Here is a 21,735-nt window from a genome sequence, read left to right as displayed (position 1 = left end):
CACTTTTTTGTATTGGCTGAGCGGCCCTCTCCCTCTATGCCGCTTAGCCTAAGAATAAACGCCCCAGCCAGCCTCGCTTAAACTCCTTCTCACAGCCTTTTAGCTGTTGCTCATACATCTTGGCACGATCGTTCACTCTACGCGCGGTCGTTTGCAACCAGCCTTTATTACGGTAAGTGCCGCGACGATAGCCGCCCCACCCCTCGTGATAATTTAAATACAATCGATAAGCATCATGCTTGGCAATTTTATTCACCTGATGGGTTTTATCGATATACCAGCCAATAAAATCTACCGCGTCAGCAAAATTACTGCGACTGGCAAAATAGCGATTGGTATCTTTTACATAGTCATTCCAGGCTGGCGTTTGCGCCTGAGAATAGCCGTACGCCGAGCTACCCCGACCATAAGGAATAAAGCCTAAAAAATAGCGCATTGGGGGCTTAGCGTTATGCCGGAAGCTGCTTTCCTGATACATAAAGCTAATAGGCACAGCGATCGGCATGCCCCACTTTTCACTGGCTTTGGCTGTAGCATGATACCAGGAGCGGTGCTCTCGAAAGATCTCACAAATATTCGAGGTATCTTGTGGCGGTGGGGTAGCACAGCCACTGAGTAACAGGCTGATACCAATTAAAATAAATAATTTATTTTTTTTTGGGGATTTTTGAACTATCTGCATAACAGTGATTCTAACAGTATGAATGGATTCAACCAAGTTTTTGTTTTCCCTGGATTCTCCTTCACGGCTACCTCTGGTAGCCGTTTTTTTTACTTCAATTCCACCCTAGTAACATAGGTTGTTATCCTAAAGCGGGTTCAAACGCTGGCATTTTGCTCACAGGCCGGAACTTCAGCAAAATACTGCTCGATATACTCATCAAAGCTTAACGTATCACTGGCTTCTATTTCCGCCTGGCGCTGCAGTGATTCGCTCACCGCCGCAGCAAAATCCTGCTCTGTATAAAACTGATACGGCTCTTGTAACAATTGCTGCCGGTACTGTTCAGCTAGCTCCCGCATATAGCTACCATTATCTTTGCGCGCGCTCACTAAATGATTTAGCACCTTGCCTGAGAGGGTTTGTGACGGATCTAACAGCGATAAATAATAGTGTTTTAACGCCCCCTGATAGCGCTCTGTACCATAAGCCTGGTCCAGATAGTTTGCTACAGGCATCATATCGGCAAAGAGTTGCTCCGCCCAATCTTGCATTAACCGTGGCTGTCCATCCTGCAGTAACTCTAAATTACTTCGGCGACCATCAGTAACCACCTTCTTTAGATTCTGCTCAGTAATACTTTGCTCAGCAGCAGACAGCGCCGGGCTTTGCTCCAGCAAACAATACACCAAGAAGATATCAAGGAAATGCATTTGCTCTGCTGTAATGCCGATAGCAGAGAAAGGATTGACGTCCAAAGCTCTGACTTCAATATATTCCACACCGCGCTTGGCCAGCGCACACGTTGGCCGCTCACCTGACTCTGTGGTGCGTTTCGGACGAATAGTAGAATAAAACTCGTTTTCAATTTGCAGCACATTGGCATTGAGCTGCTGATAAACCCCAGCAACCTTGGTACCGATATTTTGATACTCCGCTGAAGGCTGGCTAACCGCTGCATGCAACCCGGCGATATATTCTGGTAAGTTATTGTAGGTAATATTCAAGCTAGACTGCGCACTGTTGGTATAGCCTAAATCACTCATCCGCAACGAGGTAGCATAGGGTAAATAGAGCGAGCCTTTACCCAGTGATTGGAACGCATAGCGTGATTGCCGTCCTTCCAAGAAAGACTGGCACATTGCCGGCGACGCGCCAAACAAATACACAATTAACCAGGCATAGCGCTTATAATTGCGGATAAGGGATAAATACTGATCGGAAATAAACTCCTGCAAATCGCCCTGCACTGATAATTGTGCCTGATACGTTTGCCAGAAACTCTGCGGCAATGAAAAATTAAAATGCACCCCGCTAATTGCTTGCATCATACTGCCATAGCGGTTTTTTAAGCCTTGCCGATACAGGGTTTTCATGCGGCCTACATTTGATTTGCCGTAGTAGGCTAACGGAATTTGCTGTTGATCAGTAATATAACAAGGCATACTAGCAGGCCATAAGCGCTCGTCTGCCAGCTGCCTGCTAGTAAAACGGTGCACATCCGCTAGCTGCTTGAGTGTGGTGTCAATATCGGCACTTGCCGGTGTAATGAATTCAAGTAAGGATTCAGAAAAATCAGTGGTGATCCAAGGATGGGTTAAGGCTGAGCCCAGCGCCAGCGGATGGGCACTTTGCGCTAGCGTACCATCGGCATTTACCCTTAGCGTCTCGCGCTCAATACCTCGTTTAATGCCAACTATCGATTGTGTTTGCCCATTTTGTTGCAGGGCAGTCAGGCGTTGCAAAATGCTGGAAGCCAAGGTAATTCCTTAATTAACTAAATATCCCCCATCAAATGGGGGATAAAACACAATTTTCAACAAGGGTATGCAAACTTAGGCTCGCAATAATCAGGTACTAACGTCGGAACCTATTACGGCTTAGCATCCATATCAGGTTTTTTTTCATGGGTTGTGGTCTGTTCATCCAAAAAGTCTGCATCATCCGAGTCTCCCACCACATGTTCCAGCTTTAATTTCCTGACACTTCTAAACGTCGTTATTGGACCGGAGCAAGCATAAGCCAAGAAGATGATAAATAGCATCTGCGCGGGTTTGGCTGCAATAACCACGAAAACCAGCACCACTAATAATATGGTTAAAAAGGACACGCGATCACGCCAGTTAAGATTTTTAAAGGAATTGTAGCGGAAATTACTGACCATTAAAAAACCGGCCGCTATAGTAATCAAGCCAACGATGTAGCCATATTTGTCGCCATCTATCTGGTAACTGGCACCATTCCAAACCATACCTGCAACTAAAGCAGCTGCGGCCGGACTAGCTAACCCCTGGAAGAAGCGGCCATCTGTTACCCCTAAATTAGCGTTGAAACGTGCTAAACGCAGTGCAGCACAAGCTACGTAGATAAAAGCGGCTAACCAACCAAATTTGCCTAAGTCGGCCAAAGCCCAGTTGTAAGCTACTAATGCGGGAGCCACACCAAAAGCGAGTAAGTCCGACATGCTGTCATACTGGGCACCAAACTCACTTTGGGTATTGGTTAAACGCGCGACCCGGCCGTCTAAACCATCAAAAATCATTGCGATAAAAATGGCTACAGCCGCGGCTTCAAAGCGGCCGTTCATTGATGAGACAATCGCAAAAAAACCAGAGAACAAACCGGCGGTAGTTAATAGATTGGGTAACAAATAGATCCCTTTACGCGGACCATTGTCATTATTTTTTAATTCTGTCATAAAGCAACTTCTGAAAAAAAGGTTACACTGATTATAAGGAACATAACATAGCATGGATAGAACCATGGCAAAAGCGCGTCTTCTTTTTATATGCATCACTTGCTTAAGCTATAACACTTCGCTGCTGGCGCAAGCGGTTTATAGTTGGCAGGACGAGAAAGGTATTACCCACTATAGCCAGCAGCCTCCTGCAAAAGGTCAATATCAAGTTATCACCATCAGAAGTAACATCCCTTCTTCGACACCGGTTAAGCCCACGGAGAATAGTAGTAATGAACTTGATGCAACATTGTGCTTAGAAGCAAAAGAGCAATTAACATTGTTAAATAGCGAGCAGGAACTGTTCACCCGCGATGGTGCCGATACCGAATTACGTTTGGTAACTGCTGATGAACGGGAGCAACAGAAGTTACTGGCGAACCTTGAAATAAAAAGGCGTTGCCCTGCAACGCCTTAATGGATTTTCATTATTGGTTTAATCCGCTAGCCAGTCGCGTGGCTGCCAATAACGAAACGCTCACCATTATGGTCAATCACAATAGTGCTACCAGGTAAAATGTCGCCTTGTAACAACGATTGCGCTAAAGAGTTCTCCAGATGCTGCTGAATCGCCCGTTTTAAAGGCCGGGCGCCGAACAGCGGGTCAAACCCTACCGCCGCCAATTTATCCAGTGCGGCATCGCTAACCTGTAACTGGTAATCGCGTTGCTGCAGCCGCTGCTCTAAACGTGAAAGCTGGATACGGGCAATTTGTTTAATCTGGCTGCTATCCAGTGGATGGAACACGACAGCTTCGTCCAAACGGTTTAAAAACTCTGGTCTGAATTGCTTCGCCAACACCCCCATCAACATTTCTTTCATCTGAGTATAACTGTACTCTTGATAATGCTCCTGGATCAGATCCGATCCCAAGTTCGAGGTCATAATGATCACGGTGTTTTTAAAATCGACCGTGCGTCCCTGACCGTCAGTTAAGCGACCATCATCCAAGACCTGCAGTAGAATATTAAACACATCCGGGTGCGCTTTTTCTACTTCATCCAGTAAAATAACGGAGTAAGGTTTACGCCTTACAGCTTCAGTTAAATAGCCCCCTTCTTCGTAGCCAACATAACCTGGCGGTGCACCCACTAGCCTTGATACCGCATGTTTCTCCATAAACTCCGACATATCAATCCGTACCATAGCATCGGGGCTATCAAATAAAAACTGCGCTAAAGATTTGGTCAGCTCAGTTTTACCGACCCCAGTTGGCCCCAGAAATAAGAAAGAGCCAATAGGCTTATTCGGATCGGCCAAACCCGCTCTTGAGCGACGGATGGCATTAGATACCGCGGCAACAGCTTCATGCTGCCCTACCACTTTATGATGAAGAGCCTCTTCCATTCGCAACAATTTGTCGCGCTCGCCTTCCAGCATTTTACTGACCGGAATACCCGTTGCTTTTGACAACACATCAGCAATTTCCTGCTCGGTCACTTTATGCCGCAATAGAGTCATTTCCTGCATTTCGGCTTGAGAGGCTAAATCAAGTTTTTTCTCCAGCTCAGGAATACGGCCATATTGTAATTCCGACATGCGCTGTAAATCACTGGCGCGTCTTGCCACTTCTAAATCTAGCCGGGCTTGTTCCAACTCAGCCTTAATATTTTGCGTGCCTTGTAAAGCCGCTTTTTCTGACTCCCATACCTCATCCAGTTCGTTGTAGCGACTGTCCAGCTCCTGAATTTGCTCCTGGATAAAGTCTCGGCGTTTTTTACTGGCTTCGTCCGTTTCTTTGGCCAAGGCATTATCTTCCAGTTTTAACTGGATAATACGCCGCTCTAACCGATCTAACTCTTCGGGCTTGGAATCCATCTGCATCCGGATACTGGATGCGGCTTCATCAATTAAATCAATGGCTTTATCGGGTAACTGCCGATCACTGACATAACGATGTGATAAAGTTGCCGCCGCCACAATAGCGGGATCAGTGATCTCTACCGCATGGTGCAGCTCATAACGCTCTTTTAGCCCACGTAAAATCGCAATGGTATCTTCCACCGTGGGTTCTTCTACCAACACCTTTTGAAAACGGCGCTCTAATGCGGCGTCTTTTTCAATATATTTGCGGTATTCATCCAGCGTCGTGGCCCCCAGACAGTGTAATTCACCGCGCGCTAACGCAGGCTTTAACATATTGCCCGCATCCATAGCGCCATCAGCTTTACCGGCGCCAACCATAGTATGAATTTCATCAATGAAGAGAATAATCTGACCTTCTTCTTTGGCCACATCACTAAGAACGGCTTTCAGGCGCTCTTCAAACTCACCACGGTACTTAGCCCCCGCCAGCAGAGAGCCCATATCCAGTGATAACACCCGTTTATCTTTTAGGCCTTCGGGTACTTCTTTGTTAATAATGCGCTGAGCTAATCCCTCTACAATGGCGGTTTTACCCACGCCGGGCTCACCAATTAACACTGGGTTATTTTTGGTTCGCCGCTGCAATACCTGAATACAACGTCGAATCTCTTCATCCCGGCCAATCACCGGATCTAACTTACCCGCTTCAGCTCGTGCAGTTAAATCAATAGTATATTTCGTCAGTGCCTGCCGGGTATCTTCTGCATTGGCATCGTCTACTTTTTGACCACCACGCAACTGCTCTATCGCCGTGTTGACCTTGTCAGCAGTCACTCCCAACAACTGCAAAATGCGACCCAGCTCTGATTTATCATCCGCTGCAGCCAGAACAAATAACTCACTGGAAATAAACTGATCTTTACGCTTTTGCGCCAACTTATCGCATTGCTGTAATAGATGAGCAGTGCTGGCAGCAAGTTGCAGGTTGGCGCCCTCGCCTTCTACCCGTGGCAAGCGCTCAATCACCTGGCTGACCTTTGAACGCAACTCATTAAAGTTAATTGCCAACTTGTTTAATAGCTCACGCACGGTGCCGCCTTCCTGATTAAGCAAGGCAAACATAATATGCACAGGTTCAATAAATTGTTGATCCCTACCCAAAGCCAATGATTGTGCATCGGCTATGGCTTCCTGGAACTTACTGGTAAATTTGTCTAATCGCATGATAGGGCTCCTACAAGCATCATTAAGCGTTGATGCTCTGTAAGATTGGGCACTATTGTGGATTTTTCAAGCAGAGAACGTCAAAAAATTGACTTGGGTCATCTTAAAGATACTAATCTAACCAAATAGCGCTGGCCATCCGGCCGGTTTGACCATCACGCCGGTAAGAAAAAAAGTGTTCAGCTTGTTGATAAGTACAATAATTACCGCCGTAAATTGCGGTAATTCCCTGAACAGCCAAACGCAGCCGAGCAAGCAGATAAATATCTGCCAGATATTTTCCATTGGCTTGTACTTTAAAAGCGGCAGCTGTAGCAGGATGTCTACTAACAAAAGCAGCACGCACTTCTGCACCAACTTCAAAAGATTGCGGGCCAATAGCTGGGCCGAGCCACACCATGATATCTGCAGGCTTAGCCTTAAAATGCATTATTGTTTGCTCAATGACGCCAGCAGCTAAACCACGCCAACCAGCGTGAATTGCCGCAACTTCGCGTCCGGCTTTATCACAAACCAATAAAGGTAAACAGTCTGCAGTCATTACCACGCAAACTTTTTCTCTGGCGCAACTGTAGGCCGCATCGGCAACCACTGCCGTTGCTGCAGCCACCTTTGCTAAATCAGGTCTGGCTACCACAATACCATGTACCTGCTGTAACCAAAGAGGTTCTGTCGGCATGCAGGCCTGTGTTTTGAAATGTTGTCGGTTTTGAGCCACCAGTGAAGGGACGTCACCCACATGATCCCCAAGGTTTAGACCTTGAAATGAACCTGTTGAGTACCCCCCACACCGTTTGGAACTAACTGCACGCACGTTTTCCGGCGCAGGCCAGTTGGGTAGCAACAGATTATCAGCTAGTGACACTATGCTCATTGGCAAACCTTCAACTTTTTACATCAAGTTACACAAAATCCATACCATGCTTTTGAGTATCAGCCCTTAGCGCCGCGTTCAAAGCCACCATATCATCGGGTAAAGGCGCATGCCACTCCAGTAGCTGTCCGGTAATAGGGTGAGCCAGCTTCAGCATAATAGCGTGTAGTGCCTGACGTTTAAAATTCCGCATCATAACTAATAAATTCTCATCAGCCTGACGTGGTGGTCTTGGCCTGCCGCCATAAACCGGATCGCCAATCAGCGGATGACTGATAAAAGTCATATGTACGCGGATTTGGTGGGTTCTACCAGTTTCGAGCCGCAAGCGTAATCTGGTATGGGCGCGATATTTTTCCATTACCCGATAATGGGTTACCGCAGGCTTACCATTTTCAATCACCGCCATATGCGTTCTTTTCGTAGGATGGCGGCCCAGTGGTCGATTCACAGAGCCACCACCTGTCATTGCACCATAACAAACGGCTTCATATTCACGAGTGATTTCGCGGGCTTGCATCGCCTCAACTAAATGGGTCTGCGCCGGTATGGTTTTGGCTATCACCATCAAACCAGTGGTATCTTTATCCAATCGATGCACTATACCCGCGCGCGGCACTTCAGCAATACCAGGGCAATGGTGCAACAGAGCATTTAGCAAGGTCCCATCACTGTTACCTGCGCCGGGGTGCACTACTAAACCTGCTGGTTTGTTGATCACCAGAATATGTTCATCTTCAAATATAATGTCCAGATCAATAGGCTCAGCTTCAAAACGCTCGTCTTCTGGCAAATCCGCAGTAATATCTATTTGTTCACCACCAAGCATTTTATGCCGCGGCGTATTACAAAGCTGTTTATTTACCAAGACGGCGTCGGCCAAAATCCAATCTTTTATCCGCGAACGCGAATAATCAGGGAACATTTCAGCTAAAACCTGATCTAAGCGCTTACCATAAAGATGATCAGGAACGATTTGTGAAAGTTTTATCTGTTTTGTCATGACGGAAGCAGTTATCCTGTGTGCAACCCCTCGTTATCTGGGGTAGAATCGCAATAGAACGTATTTTAACGATTTTACGCTGGACTAGACAGCCATTTAGCTTAAGTAGTAACGGATTTTTACATGAAATTGAAATTTATCCTGATTATTTTGATGTCAATCACTCTGAGTGCCTGCGCTGGCAAGCCAAAACCAGAGCAAGTGAACCCTACACAAACAGCACAAGGCCAATATCAACAAGCCAAAGATGTGCTAGATGCTGGCTTATACAACAGAGCCATCGAATTACTAAAGGCCGTGGAAAGTCGTTTTCCATTTGGTCCTTTAGCAAGACAGGTTCAGTTAGATTTAATTTACGCTTATCATCAGGCTGGCGATTTGCCGCAGGCCTTGGCCAGTATTGATCGTTTTATTCGATTAAATCCGAATCAACCCGATCTGGACTACGTATACTATATGCGCGGTTTAACTAACCTAAAAGCGGATGAAAATGCTTTTCAGGAGTTTTTTGGTATTGACCGCGCTGACCGCGATCTGAGCAGCACGCGACAAGCATTTGATGATTTTAAAATACTGTTAAATAGCTACCCAGAGAGTAAGTACGCAGCTGATGCTAAGCAACGCATGGTAATGATAAAAGATACACTGGCACGGCATGAATTGCTGGTGGCTGATTATTACTTACGCCGCGGTGCTTTTTTAGCAGCAGCTAATCGTGGCAAATATGTTGTTGAGTTTTATCGCGATTCGCCTCTTATAGAGCAAGCCTTGGAAATTATGGTCGAGAGTTATGACAAACTTGGCCTGGATAAACTAAAAAGCGATACGTTACAGGTACTACAATTAAACTTCCCGCAAAACAGTCGCTTTCGCTAATACGACGATAACCCCCTTCCGTAACGCGGAGGGGGATAGATCTAAATAGCCTCTAACGCATCAGCCAATTTAGCAACACCTATTACTTCCATGCCATCAATGGAGTCTTTGGGTTTATTGCCAAGCGGCACTATTGCCCGGCGAAAACCATGTTTAGCCGCCTCACGTAAACGCTCTTGCCCACTGGGTACAGGCCTAATCTCACCTGCTAAGCCTACTTCACCAAATACCACTAGATCATTTGGCAAGGGCTTATCCCGAAAACTCGATACCAAGGCGAGTAGCGTGGCTAAATCAGCACTGGTTTCATTGACCTTTACGCCCCCCACGACATTCACAAAGACATCCTGATCAGCCATTTGAATGCCGGCATGCCGGTGCATTACAGCCAATAGCATTGAAATACGGTTTTGCTCCATGCCCAGAGTCACCCGCCGCGGATTATTTAATGGTGAATAATCGACTAGACCTTGAATTTCAACCAACAATGGCCGGGTACCTTCCCACAACACCATTACAATACTACCCGATTGATCTTCTTTACCACGGGTTAAAAAAATTGCTGAGGGGTTTTTCACCTCTTTCATCCCCTGACCGGTCATCGCAAATACTCCTAGCTCATTTACCGGACCAAAGCGATTTTTATGCCCGCGCATAGTACGGTAGCGACTATCGGCATCACCATCCAGCATTACGGAACAATCGATACAATGCTCCAGTACTTTAGGCCCCGCCAGCGAACCATCTTTAGTAACGTGACCTACCATAATGATCGCAATATGATATTGCTTGGCGAAGCGGGTTAAAAAAGCGGCGCTTTCTCTTACCTGCGAGACGCTGCCAGGGGCCGACTGGATATCAGCTAAGTGCATCACCTGAATCGAATCAATAACCATAATGCGTGGTTTTTCTTGCTGCGCCAACTGGCAAATAGTTTCCACATTGGTCTCTGCCAGCATCTTCAGCTCGCTCATAGGCAAGCCCAAGCGCTGTGCCCGCATGGCCACCTGCTGTAAAGATTCCTCACCCGTGACATACAATGCGCCGCCTTGCTGGGCTAAACCACACATAACTTGCAGTAACAAGGTACTCTTACCGGCTCCGGGATGACCACCAATCAAAATGGCCGAGCCGGGCACAATACCACCACCCAGTACCCGATCAAATTCGGTAAAGCCAGAGCTAAAACGCGGAACCTCTTGTAAATCAACCTCATTTAGCCGCATTACTTTGGCTACCGCAGCGCCCGCATAGCCTTCAAAGCGGGCATTTTTACTTTTCACTGCCCCTAGTCGCACTTCCGTTACACTGTTCCAGGCACCACATTCAGTGCATTGCCCTTGCCAGCGTATAAAGTCGGCTCCACATTCGTTACACACATAGGCCGTTTTTGCTTTAACCATAAATATTCCTGCTTTGCATGAAAGGCACAGATATTGCTTTTCAAAAAAGAACAACGTAGCTTAATCTAATTATAACCGGACGCTGCCATTTTTTTGGCAATTGAATCAGTAGACGATGACTTCAACCGATCTTAAAGCTTACTCAGGCATCATATCGCGTATGAAAGGCCTATTAAACTCACCTGAGTTTGAACAGACTTTTGCTAGTCTGACGGTAAGTTTGCCTAAATCAAAGCAATTTCTGCTGAAGATGGAATTGAAGCGCTTAGCTCAGCCCTGTAGCTATTTTATTGATTTACGAGGCCATGTTGATGGTGATGTTAAACCCTATCGATACATGGAAAAAACACATTATCTCGACGAAAACGCTCAGCAAATTTTTGAGGATGGCATCCGCGACTACGGTGAATACACACTGGGAGTCTATGAGGAAGTGATGAACGCCGATAATAATTATCGGGTCAGGCATCGCAAGGAAACAGAAGAGCGGGTAAAGAATACACTGGATAATTTGCGTAAAGGTCCACTGATCCCGGACAATGCCGCCATTGCAGAAAAGACGATCCCCCAAGAGGAAGCTCCCAAACCCAACAAACTTGTACAATTTGGGTTATACATCAAAAGATGTGAAGAGCGAATGAATTTTGGTATCGAAGTTGAAGTTCGCCACGGCGAACAACGCTTTACTGCTATGACCAGCGATTTATCTGTCTCTGGTTGTAAGCTTAAAGTCAGCGCTTTGCATGGTATAGACGCAGGTGACAATGTTAACCTCTCACTAAAAGGGTTAGAAAAAGAGTTCGCCTTAAATTTACCCAATGGTTTAAATTACCAGGTATTGGAAATTGATGAACAAGATAAACATGCATATTTACGCTTAAAACGGCTTGCACCAGAACAGGAACCTCAGTTTAATCAATTTCTCCAAAGCTATATCAACGGCAATAAACGCCGCTATAAAGTAAATTTAGACAACACTACCGACGCCGTAATAACTAAAGGTTATGAACAGTATTACTTACCACGAATTAATACCTTACCCGTGTTCTTAAGCGTCTCAGATGGTGCAGTAAACTGCCGTTTTTGTCTAACCAGCGACTACAATAAAAATGTTTGGCATTATTTTTTAGATGAACAACAACGCTCGGTAATCAGCCATGTGTTGTCTGTACCTCGGTTAAAGTACCTGCTAAACATAAAAAATGCGGAACGTTCTTGTATACTCTATAGCTTTACACATGCCGCCAAAGGTAAGCTTTATTTTTATGCAGCAACGGCGTTTGAATTAGCTACGTCATCCGCTTTGCGCGAAATGTTCTTTGGTTTCGGTGCTGGTAAGCCTAGCTGGAAAATCTTCCATTTAAATTTACTGAAGACTAATGTTAAACAAAGCAAAAATGATTTTGTTATACCTGGGGCAACCTCAGAGCAGCAAATATCTCCGCTTATCCAAAGTATGCTGCAAGACATGCACTATATCGTAGCGTTAACAGAAATAAGTGCACCTGAACATCGTAGTTATTACAGTAAACATCAATATGACTCAAGCAAATTACCTGCCTTAAACCAATTCGGTTTAAGTAAAACAGAACAACCTAATGCTTGCGAAGCTATACCAATCCACTACGTCAATTTGCGTTCTGAATCTCGCTATTTATACAAAACCACCGTGCTGGTTCGCCAGAAGGCAGAACAAGAAGCCTGGCAAGCTTTTAGCAGAGATTTTTCGTCAGGCGGTTTACAACTAGAATGTGTAACGCCTGTCGATTTCAAAAAGGGCGATATATTGCTGTTAGAATTACCTGACTTACAAAAAATAACAGCGAAACATCAGCTAAGCAACCTACCTTATGAAGTGATGGCAGTAAGTAAGAATCGTACCATTATGAATTTAAAAATAGCTAAAGCTGAAGCCCATGTCGGTAAGCAATTTTTTCTACAACTCATTCAAAGCAACAGAAACAAACTAACTATTGCAGAAGAAACGCCAAAATACCCTGGCTTATCTGACGCTTTACGTAACATGTATCTGAAAGCATTAAATAACTTTGCTGTTTTTATTCACCGGTATGGGCTAAGACACGATATCACTGTGCTTGGTCGGGGTACGCAAATTAATGCGCTACACAAATTGCTACAGCTAGCCCAAACACGACAAAATACCTTAGATCTCACGTTAGTTAGCAAGAATCATCTGCTCAGCCAAGAAGTCGCCAATCAGCTGAAACAAATGAAACGTCAAGATGCAGCTAAGGGCAATGAACTTTACATTAAAGTGTCAACAGATGAGCAAGCTAATTTAACATTCAGTAGTCATTATGATTTTGAATTTAATTCCGCAGAGGAACTAAAAACCTTCATACAGGATGCGATAGCCCATCACACGTTATTCAGTTTCCGGCTTTTCGTTTCACGTACAGGTAAATTAGATTCGGAATATATCGCAAAAGAAATAGGTTACATCAGCGTCTACGCCATTCACAAAGCTAAATCTCTTGAAGAAGAACTATGGCATGTTGAAGGTGTTGCTGATGGCGTCGAGACCTCTGCCGAAGTAGTTGCCCGTTTCGATGTTCAAGCCAGTGAACAGCAGCAGCAGGCGCGTTTAAACGTACTATCCCGCGAGCAATAACTTGCTAAGCATGTAAATTATCAAAGGTTGCGTTGATACAAATTTTTAAGCCACTGAACTAAATCGCTAAAGTGCTCTTTGTTAGCGGCTGGGTGGGTGAGCATTGATATATGATCATAATCTTGCGAGTAACCATATTGCTTACCCAGTAGACTAAAACGGGCTTGTTGCTGGCTCGCTTCGTTGATAAAGGCTAACACATCATCAGGATGCCCTAGCACCCTATCCTTCTTTGCTGCAAAATGCCAAATAGCAGGCCAAGATGCCGCTAAACAGGCCTGTTGGTAATCAAAATTATCACAACAATCCACAAAGGGGGCACCGTTAATCCAGGCAATGGTGTCACGCAAAAACTGTAAAGGTTCATTGTCGGCACCAAAGCGCCAGCGCTTTGCCGGCACATACCCCAAACGCTGCCCTAACCAAGGGGCCAATTTGTTCCAGATTAAATTAATTTTTAGCAGACGCTCCAACGAGCGCCCCTTAATCACTCTCTTGGTACCGAAACAAATTTTCGCTTTCACCTTGTCCAATAAATGAGGAAAACGCGCCAGGCTAGCAGCTGCCACCACACCTCCCCAAGAATGACAAACGATAATAATTGGCTGTTGATGCTGCGCATAAACATACTCAATTAAGGCTGGAATATCCTGACAAATCAGCTGCTGTTGGCTTTGCTGTAGGCCAGTATCAAGTGATGGCTGTGACATGCCGCGCCCGGCAAAATCTGCTGCATAGCCAACAAAGCCTTGATCGGCTAAGTAACCCGCCAAGCCTTTGCCAGTGTAACTGTAAAAAATTCGGCCGTTCTCTACAGCACCATGCAAATACAGTACAGGGGCAATTGCAGGCTGCAAGGGCGTAAGTTGCCTTACATGCAGCTGATAAGCCTGTAAATCAACAAACAACGAATGTTGCTGATGTTTCACGTAGGTGATACCAAATACAGTAATTGCAACAAACTACCTTGGGTAATAGCGGCTTTTGCAGCTGCCTGTACTTTAGGCTTGGCATGAAAAGCTACCCCTAAGGTAGCTCGGGCCAACATGGGCAAGTCATTCGCACCATCACCAATCGCTACAGTTTGCGATCTTGCTATTTGATAACGTTCCGCCAACTCCTCGACCACTTGAGCTTTACGATTAGCGTCCACAATGTCACCTAATACCTGCCCGGTTAGCTTGCCATCAACAATCTCCAACTGATTGGCAAAAGTAGCATCTAACTTCAGTTGCTGCTGCAACGCGGCAGTAAAATAAGTAAAACCACCAGAGGCAATCGCAATACGCCAGCCATGCTGTTGTAAATAAGCGACAAGCGCTTCCAAGCCTGGCATTAAGGGTAAGGTTGCTAATACTTCAGCAAGCACAGATTCCGGTGCACCAGCCAGAGCGGCAACTCGCTGGCGTAAGCTCTGTGCAAAATCTAATTCGCCATTCATTGCCCGGGCGGTAACCGCCGCGACTTGTTCACCAACCCCCGCTAGCTTGGCTATTTCATCAATACATTCAATCTGAATAGCGGTAGAGTCCATATCCATAACCAATAAACCGGGAGTAACCAAGGTGGGAGGCTGAGCTAAATACACAAGCTGACAATCCAGTTCCGCAGCAAGCGCTGTTAATATAGGCTGTGCCGGTGCAGATAATCCCGCAGTTTGAATAGCAATAGCTGCCGGCAATTCGGCTAAAGGCTGCCACAACCGTAACAACACCTCACCATCCTTAACTGCCAATTGTTTTAGTATTTGCTCTAGCTTGTGCCAACTAAAGTCACCACCAAAGCAAACCAGACTTGGCGCAGTGGCCTGCCATTGCTTACTGGCACTCAAGTCTACTGCTTGCTGTTGTTGCCAGTTAAGAAGCAACTCACCACTCTGTTGTTTTAGCAGAGATAATGGCGTTATAGTAAAAGACTCTATTGCCCGCGGCGATTGTGGATTAGCGATCAAGATGGTCTACCCTATACTTAACTGAATGAGCATGGCATGCTATACCCTTTGCAGCACTTGCCTGCCAGTATTCATTTTATGGTTTAAAATATGCAGCACCATAGCGTATCTGGTCATCGATATTCAAGTTTTATTACCTTATTACAGCTGGCAATAGCGGTATTGGGGATCTGGTTTATCCTGCATAGTTGGGTTGATGCCAGAGCAGAAGGACAAAGGGTGTTACAGCAGCAGAACCAACTGCTGATGCGTGAAACCCTTACAGCCTTGTCACACACTGCAGGTTACTTACTGGAAAATGACCAACTTGAAGGCTTAAGCCAGTTAACCCAGCATATCGCCGAGAACCCATTCTTACATGATGTGGTAGTGTATGATGCCAATGGTGTGCGCCTTAGCTGGTCAGAAGCGAATACCGCGGCGCGCTTGTTGTATCGACCAGATCAACAACTGCCACTGATCCCGATGGTGCAGGAGATTCGGGTAAACGAGCAGCTACTAGGCTATATGAAAATAAGCTTATTGCATGACCAAAGCTTATTTCCTGGCTATAGTTACTGGCAACAACTTATGCAGCAAATGTTGGGGCTTTTGTTGTTAGCTGGCGCAGTCACTATGCTATTAAAGCGCAGCTTTTACCGGCTTAATCAGCGCTATAGACGGTTACCACCTCCAGCCTGATATTGCTTGTAACTCAGCTAATTTTTATTACGCTGCGGGCTACGCATAAAGATACGACCAGATATGAATTTTGGTGGGGAACATGTAAGCGACTGCGCCCTATAACCGCAGTACGGTATGGCTATTCTGCCATAGAGCCGCTGCGAGCTGTGCAGCTGGCTCGACTCTTAACTCAGACAAAGCATTAAATACCGCCAGCAACTGCGCCGGGGTGTTTGCCTGTCCCTGAAAGCCATTAAGCGGCATAGCTGGTGCATCGGTCTCTAATACCAGTGCACTTAACGGCAGCTTAGTTACTGCGTTGCGGGTTTTCTCAGATCTCGGGTACGTGATAGTACCGCCAATCCCAAGCTTGAAACCCAAATCAATAAAAGCCATTGCCTGTTGCTGACTGCCAGAGAAAGCATGCAAAATGCCGCCTTCAGTAAACTGCTGCCGTTTTAGCTCGGCCAGCAAGGCTGGCTGGCTTTTACGATGATGCAAAATCACCGGTTTGCGATATTGCTTGGCTAATGCGAGCTGAGCACTAAAAAATTGTTGTTGTTTAGCGAAGGTCTCTTCTGCAAGTGCAAAATCCAGCCCAATTTCACCTACGGCAGCAATCTGCTCTGTCTGCGTTTGTAGCAGACGTTCGAGTTCAGTTAGCACAGTCAAAGGCTCAGCGTCCGCCCACCAAGGATGTACCCCTAGTGCAATATGCCAATTAGCTTGCTGTTGCCGCCACACTAGTAAACGTTGCCAATTGGCCTGTTCTACTGCAGGGATCAGCAAGGCATTAACGCCCACGTCTACTGCCTGCTGAAAGTAAACGAAAGGTTCTGTCGCAAGTGGCGCTAAGTTAAGGTGACAGTGCGTATCAAAAAGACACAGGTTGTCATTGCTAACAGCCTGCCGTGAAGTACTAGTGTTTATCGGCGTGTTCATTCTTACTTAAAGGCAAGACTTAGGGGCAGAGGCGTTCAATCTGCCAGCCACTTTCGCTTTTTTTATACATAAAGCGATCATGTAAGCGATGTTCCCCACCTTGCCAGAATTCAATTTGCTGCGGGCGTATTAAAAAACCGCCCCAAAATGAAGGCAGTGGTACTTCGCCATGTTCAAACTTGTGCTTAATCTCGGCAAATTTTTGCATCAGTGCTTGCCGGGTTGAGATGGGCCGGCTTTGCTCAGAGGCCCAGGCAGCTAATTGGCTCTCTTTGGGGCGTGATAAAAAGTACTTCATCACCTGCGTATTGGATACCCGCTCAGCCGTGCCATAAACAATCACTTGCCGCTCCAACGGATGCCAGGGGAAATGCAAACTGACTTTTGGATTTTCCGACAGCTCAGACGCTTTACGGCTACCAAGGTTCGTGTAAAAAGTGAAGCCTTCACTAGTTACGTCTTTTAGCAATACCAGGCGCTGTGACGGCTGGCCGCTGCTATCGACGGTAGCAACGCACATCGCCGTGGGATCGGGTAGCTCAGCGGCTATGGCATCTTTTAGCCATAGCTCAAACTGCGCTATCGGATCAGCATTAAGTTTATCCAAATCCAGTTTATCTTTGGTATAACTGCGGCGAATTGCGTCTATTTTCATGTTACATCCGTTCCATTACTTCAATACCCAGTAAATCCAGGCCTTGTGCTAAGAGCTTAGCGCTTAAAATACTTAGCATTAAACGGCTGTTACGCTCGGCTGGTTCAACCCCTTCTTTTAAGATTGGACAGGCTTCGTAAAAGGTCATAAATAAACTGGCCAGCTCGTATAAATAATTACAGAGCAAGTTTGGCTGCGCATCTCTAATCACCTGTTGCAGAGTTTCTTCAAAGCGCAGTAGTTTTACCGCTAATTGCTTTTCCTGCTCGGCACTAATAACAATAGCCGCGTTAAAGTCGTCAGCCACTTCAGCTTTACGTAAAATACTGCGTACCCGGGTATAAGCATACTGTAAATAAGGGGCGGTTGCGCCTTCAAAACTTAGCATGGCATCCCAGCTAAAGATATAATCGCTGGTACGGTTTTTTGATAAATCGGCAAACTTCACAGCGCCAATACCGACCTTACGGGCAATTTCGGCAATTTCCGTATCCGATAAATCAGTCGCTTTTTCTTTTACCACCGCTTCAGCGCGCACTACCGCTTCTTCCAGTAATTCGGCCAGCTTAACCGTGCCACCAGTACGGGTTTTAAACGGCTTACCATCTTCGCCCATCATGGTGCCAAAGGGGCAATGATCATAGCGGGTGTTATCCGCTAATAAACCCGCTTTACGGGCGGTAATTTCTATTTGTTTAAAGTGCAGTGCCTGCCGCGCATCGGTAAAAATGACAATGCGATCAGCATTCAATTCAATACTGCGGTATTTACAAGCCGCTAAATCGGTAGTGGCATACAAAAAGCCACCGCCGGTTTTCTGGATAATAAAAGGCGAAGGATTACCTTCTTTATCGGCTAGTTCCTGCAAAAACACCACTAAAGCGCCTTGATCTTCTACCGCGATCTCTTGCGCAAGCAATTGATCCACTATCGGCTGTAACATGCTGTTATAGGCACTTTCTGGCTTGATATCGTTATCGGTCAGCGTCACGTTAAGCTTTTGATAAACCTCATTACTGTGTTTTACCGAGGTATCAATAAACAGCTGCCAGAGTTTTTGACAATGTGCATCGCCGCTTTGTAGCTTGACCACATAGTCCCGCGATTTATCAGCAAAGCCTGCTTCATCATCAAAGCGTTTTTTCGCAGCGCGATAAAAATCTTCCAAGTCAGCCAGCGCAACGCTTTCTAAGTCTACGCCCTCGGCCAGCTTATCTTCTAAATGGGCAATCAGCATACCAAACTGGGTCCCCCAGTCGCCCATATGATTCTGCCGAATCACTTTATCGCCCCAGAATTCCAAGCTGCGCACCACGGCATCACCAATAATGGTTGAGCGTAAATGACCAACGTGCATTTCTTTCGCTAGATTAGGCGCTGAATAGTCCACAACAACGGTTTGCGGTGCCGGATTCTGACTTACGCCTAAGCGAGCATCGGTGGCGGCAACACTAAGCTGTTTGGCTAGCCAGTCGGCTTTTAAGGTGACATTAATAAAACCCGGGCCAGCAATTTCGACCTTGTCGGCCAGCTCGTTAAGATCTAACAGTTCAACCAACTGCTGCGCTAACTGGCGGGGATTGGTTTTTAATTGCTTGGCTGCGCCCATGGCACCGTTAATTTGGTAATCGCCAAACTCTACGCGAGTGCTTTGCGTTACCGCTGGGTTAGTGCCTTCCGGTAAGCCCAACTGCGCAAAAGCAGCTAGGGTTTTCTCTGTTAAAAGTTGTTTAATATTCATTGACCTAACCTGTTAGTGCTCACGGGTTTTAAAGAATTTGATTTTCGGGTAACGTTCCATTGCTAGGTTAAGGTTAACCATGGTGGGCGCTATATAGGTAAGGTTATCACCGCCGTCAAGCGCCAGGTTGTTACTGGCTTTGTTTTGGAATTCCTGTAAGGCCTTAGCATCATCAGAATATACCCAACGAGCGGTGCTAACGTTAACGCTCTCGTACAGCGCATCCACGTTATATTCGGATTTTAAGCGGTGCACTACTACATCAAACTGTAGCACCCCAACCGCACCGACAATGAGATCGTTATTATCTAAGGGCCGGAATACCTGTACAGCACCTTCTTCTGATAATTGCACTAAGCCTTTTAGTAATTGCTTTTGCTTTAACGGATCGCGTAACCGAATACGGCGGAATAGCTCTGGGGCGAAGTTAGGAATACCGGTAAATTGCATATTCTCGCCGGTAGTAAAGGTATCACCAATTTTGATGGTGCCATGGTTATGTAAACCAATAATATCACCAGCATAGGCTTCTTCTAAGTGCTCACGATCACCGGCTAAAAAGGTTAGCGCCTGTGGAATAAGCACATCTTTGCCAATACGCACATGACGAACTTTCATGCCCTTTTCATATTTGCCTGAAACAATACGTAAAAAGGCAACGCGGTCACGATGCTTAGGATCCATATTGGCCTGAATTTTAAAAACAAAGCCACTGAAACTCGCTTCGCTTGGTTCAACGGTACGGGTATCGGTAGCCCGCGCTTGCGGGGCCGGTGCCCAGTCGGTTAAACCGTTAAGCATATGGTCCACACCAAAGTTGCCTAAAGCAGTACCAAAAAATACTGGGGTTAATTCCCCTTTTAAAAACAGCTCGCGATCAAATTCATGGCTGGCACCTTGCACCAATTCCATTTCATCGCGTAGTTGCTGGGCATAATAACCAATACGCTGATCAAGCTCAGGATTGTTAAGCCCTTTAATAATATCAACGTCCTGAATGGTGTGCCCCATACCGGATTTATACAAAATCACTTCATCACGCAGAATATGATAAACGCCCTTAAACTCTTTACCTGAAGCGATTGGCCAGGTTATCGGCGCACACGCGATCTTTAAAACACTTTCCACTTCATCTAATAAATCAACCGGATCACGGATGTCCCGGTCCATCTTATTCATAAAGGTAATAATAGGTGTATCACGCAGCCGCGTCACTTCCATCAGCTTAATGGTACGATCTTCTACGCCTTTCGCGCCGTCAATGACCATTAAGCACGAATCAACCGCGGTAAGGGTTCGGTAAGTATCTTCTGAGAAGTCTTCGTGGCCTGGGGTATCTAATAAATTAACCAGGCAATCATTATAGGGGAACTGCATCACAGAGGTGGTTACCGAGATGCCCCGCTCTTTCTCCATCTCCATCCAGTCAGAGGTAGCATACTGGCCAGACTTTTTACCCTTTACCGTACCGGCCTTTTGGATTAACTGTCCGAATAATAACACTTTTTCAGTGATGGTCGTTTTACCTGCATCGGGGTGCGAGATAATAGCAAAGGTACGGCGGCTATTTACTTCCGCATTAAAAGCTTGAGTTGTCATAGGTTCCGAGATTATTTGGGCGCGTACGTAAAGAGTACCGGCGCGATCATAAATGGGGTTATTATAACAGCAGCTAGCGCAGGGTCACAGCGCCTTTGTTACTGATCTGTGATTAGTTCACACTTATAGCGCTAATGGCAGGCACATCAGAATAGCATCTTCCCGACCTTGAGGACTTGTGTAGTAATTAGCACGTCTGCCAGTTTCAATAAAACCCAGTTTCTCATAAAGCTGAATAGCCTTTTGATTCGTTACACGCACTTCCAACCAAGCATCTAAGGCATTACGCAATTGGCTTTGCTCGACAAAGTGCGTCAGTAACATCTTACCAAAACCTTTACCTTGTGCTTGAGGCGCAACACAGATATTAAAGAGCTGGCTTTCAACACCTAAAAACTGCCCGAAATAAAAGCCTTGCAGCACATCATCCAACAATAAAGCGTAGTTAAAATATTGGCTACCAAAACAGGAACGAAACACCCCCTCAGTCCAAGGATAAGGGTTAGCAGCCTGCTCAATGGCAGCAAGTGACGTTATTTCAGCGGGCACTAGCGGACGAAAGCTAATCATGCAATTGCTCAGATAATAATTGCCAAAGCTGGCGTTTTAGGGCGACTTGCTGCAACTGAGGAAGTGGTGGCGTTATCAGTACTTGCTCACAGAGCTGACAATCCTTGGCTAAACTATCAATTTGCCAATCACTCAACCTAGTCTGCGTTAAAAGCGCATTAATATCTTCAGCTAATTGCGTTGCAAGGATAGCCTGATATCGTGGATTTTCCGCAAGTTCAGTCTTACCCTCACTGGTGCTGCAAACGACAGAGTCAGCGCTTGTAGTAGAAGCACTTTGTAGAGCGTTATCGGCAGAAGATAAAGGCGCAAAAAACTTAAGCCTAGCCGCCAATGGCACTATGCCAAGTTGCTTTAGTAGTACTGCCTGAGTGTGAGAATGTGTTGTCATAAAAAGA

Annotated in this window: 19 protein-coding genes; 4 read left to right on the top strand and 15 right to left on the bottom strand. The window is 45.9% G+C overall.

All coding sequences use genetic code 11. The features are described 5' to 3' along the window. Positions 1 to 43: 43 nt before the first annotated feature. The 3 genes from IE163_RS09165 to pssA form a co-directional block, all read right to left on the bottom strand. Entirely contained in the window at positions 44 to 682 is a 639-nt protein-coding gene (locus IE163_RS09165; protein WP_189432475.1) for a transglycosylase SLT domain-containing protein, read from the bottom strand. Positions 683 to 819: 137 nt separating this feature from the next. Continuing rightward, positions 820 to 2,421: a glutamate--cysteine ligase gene (gshA, locus tag IE163_RS09160; RefSeq protein ID WP_189432473.1), complete on the bottom strand. Its 1,602-nt coding sequence runs from the start codon at positions 2,419 to 2,421 to the stop codon at positions 820 to 822. 113 nt (positions 2,422 to 2,534) lie between these two features. Further along, complete coding sequence (gene pssA / locus IE163_RS09155) at positions 2,535 to 3,359, bottom strand: CDP-diacylglycerol--serine O-phosphatidyltransferase (RefSeq protein ID WP_189432472.1); 825 nt, start codon at positions 3,357 to 3,359, stop codon at positions 2,535 to 2,537. A gap of 64 nt (positions 3,360 to 3,423) precedes the next feature. On the opposite strand from pssA, the gene IE163_RS09150 reads away from it, so the two are divergent. Further along, positions 3,424 to 3,816, top strand: coding sequence for a DUF4124 domain-containing protein (locus IE163_RS09150; RefSeq protein ID WP_189432470.1), 393 nt, complete (start codon positions 3,424 to 3,426; stop codon positions 3,814 to 3,816). 26 nt (positions 3,817 to 3,842) lie between these two features. Here the strand turns inward: IE163_RS09150 and clpB are convergent, their stop codons facing one another. From clpB to rluD, 3 genes are all read right to left on the bottom strand, one after another. After that, complete coding sequence (gene clpB, locus IE163_RS09145; protein ID WP_189432468.1) at positions 3,843 to 6,428, bottom strand: ATP-dependent chaperone ClpB; 2,586 nt, start codon at positions 6,426 to 6,428, stop codon at positions 3,843 to 3,845. Positions 6,429 to 6,540: 112 nt separating this feature from the next. Next, on the bottom strand, positions 6,541 to 7,302 hold the full coding sequence (gene pgeF / locus IE163_RS09140; protein ID WP_189432466.1) for a peptidoglycan editing factor PgeF: 762 nt from the start codon (positions 7,300 to 7,302) through the stop codon (positions 6,541 to 6,543). Between the two features lie 28 nt (positions 7,303 to 7,330). After that, on the bottom strand, positions 7,331 to 8,305 hold the full coding sequence (gene rluD, locus IE163_RS09135) for a 23S rRNA pseudouridine(1911/1915/1917) synthase RluD (RefSeq protein WP_189432464.1): 975 nt from the start codon (positions 8,303 to 8,305) through the stop codon (positions 7,331 to 7,333). A gap of 123 nt (positions 8,306 to 8,428) precedes the next feature. Between rluD and IE163_RS09130 the strand changes: the two genes are divergently transcribed. Beyond that, positions 8,429 to 9,181 (top strand): outer membrane protein assembly factor BamD, encoded by a 753-nt coding sequence (locus tag IE163_RS09130; protein WP_189432462.1) that lies wholly within the window; start codon positions 8,429 to 8,431, stop codon positions 9,179 to 9,181. A gap of 41 nt (positions 9,182 to 9,222) precedes the next feature. On the opposite strand, the gene radA is transcribed toward IE163_RS09130, so the two are convergent. Further along, the gene (radA, locus tag IE163_RS09125; RefSeq protein WP_189432460.1) at positions 9,223 to 10,584 is read right to left on the bottom strand and encodes a DNA repair protein RadA; all 1,362 of its coding nucleotides are present in this window, start codon (positions 10,582 to 10,584) and stop codon (positions 9,223 to 9,225) included. Between the two features lie 160 nt (positions 10,585 to 10,744). Here radA and IE163_RS09120 point away from each other — a divergent pair, with 160 nt between their 5' ends. Beyond that, a complete protein-coding gene (locus tag IE163_RS09120) occupies positions 10,745 to 13,216 on the top strand; it encodes a PilZ domain-containing protein (RefSeq protein WP_229833506.1) in 2,472 nt (823 codons plus the stop codon). Positions 13,217 to 13,236: 20 nt separating this feature from the next. Here IE163_RS09120 and IE163_RS09115 read toward each other — a convergent pair whose 3' ends face one another. Continuing rightward, positions 13,237 to 14,145: an alpha/beta fold hydrolase gene (locus IE163_RS09115; RefSeq protein ID WP_189432456.1), complete on the bottom strand. Its 909-nt coding sequence runs from the start codon at positions 14,143 to 14,145 to the stop codon at positions 13,237 to 13,239. Next, a complete protein-coding gene (gene serB, locus IE163_RS09110; RefSeq protein WP_229833505.1) occupies positions 14,142 to 15,167 on the bottom strand; it encodes a phosphoserine phosphatase SerB in 1,026 nt (341 codons plus the stop codon). Before serB ends, IE163_RS09115 begins: the two co-directional genes overlap by 4 nt. A gap of 90 nt (positions 15,168 to 15,257) precedes the next feature. Here serB and IE163_RS09105 point away from each other — a divergent pair, with 90 nt between their 5' ends. Continuing rightward, positions 15,258 to 15,848 carry an AhpA/YtjB family protein gene (locus IE163_RS09105; RefSeq protein WP_189432454.1) on the top strand — a complete coding sequence of 197 codons (591 nt, stop codon included), beginning with the start codon at positions 15,258 to 15,260 and terminating at the stop codon, positions 15,846 to 15,848. Positions 15,849 to 15,947: 99 nt separating this feature from the next. On the opposite strand, the gene IE163_RS09100 is transcribed toward IE163_RS09105, so the two are convergent. The 6 genes from IE163_RS09100 to IE163_RS09075 all read right to left on the bottom strand — a co-directional run. Then, on the bottom strand, positions 15,948 to 16,772 hold the full coding sequence (locus IE163_RS09100) for a TatD family hydrolase (RefSeq protein ID WP_189432452.1): 825 nt from the start codon (positions 16,770 to 16,772) through the stop codon (positions 15,948 to 15,950). A 19-nt stretch (positions 16,773 to 16,791) separates the two neighbouring features. Then, positions 16,792 to 17,427, bottom strand: a complete 636-nt coding sequence (pdxH, locus tag IE163_RS09095) for a pyridoxamine 5'-phosphate oxidase (RefSeq protein ID WP_189432451.1) — start codon at positions 17,425 to 17,427, stop codon at positions 16,792 to 16,794. A gap of 1 nt (position 17,428) precedes the next feature. Then, positions 17,429 to 19,168: an arginine--tRNA ligase gene (argS, locus tag IE163_RS09090; protein ID WP_189432449.1), complete on the bottom strand. Its 1,740-nt coding sequence runs from the start codon at positions 19,166 to 19,168 to the stop codon at positions 17,429 to 17,431. A 12-nt stretch (positions 19,169 to 19,180) separates the two neighbouring features. Continuing rightward, complete coding sequence (prfC, locus tag IE163_RS09085) at positions 19,181 to 20,767, bottom strand: peptide chain release factor 3 (protein ID WP_189432447.1); 1,587 nt, start codon at positions 20,765 to 20,767, stop codon at positions 19,181 to 19,183. A 123-nt stretch (positions 20,768 to 20,890) separates the two neighbouring features. Beyond that, positions 20,891 to 21,337 (bottom strand): ribosomal protein S18-alanine N-acetyltransferase, encoded by a 447-nt coding sequence (rimI, locus tag IE163_RS09080; protein ID WP_189432445.1) that lies wholly within the window; start codon positions 21,335 to 21,337, stop codon positions 20,891 to 20,893. After that, a partial coding sequence (locus IE163_RS09075; RefSeq protein ID WP_229833504.1) for a hypothetical protein occupies positions 21,330 to 21,735 on the bottom strand: 406 nt, incomplete at its 5' end. The genes rimI and IE163_RS09075, both read right to left, overlap by 8 nt.

It is taken from the genome of Alishewanella longhuensis, assembly GCF_014653435.1.
GTDB classification, from domain to species: Bacteria; Pseudomonadota; Gammaproteobacteria; order Enterobacterales; family Alteromonadaceae; genus Alishewanella; species Alishewanella longhuensis.
Note: the sequence above shows the minus strand (reverse complement) of the source record. Positions and strands in the feature narration are given on the sequence as shown.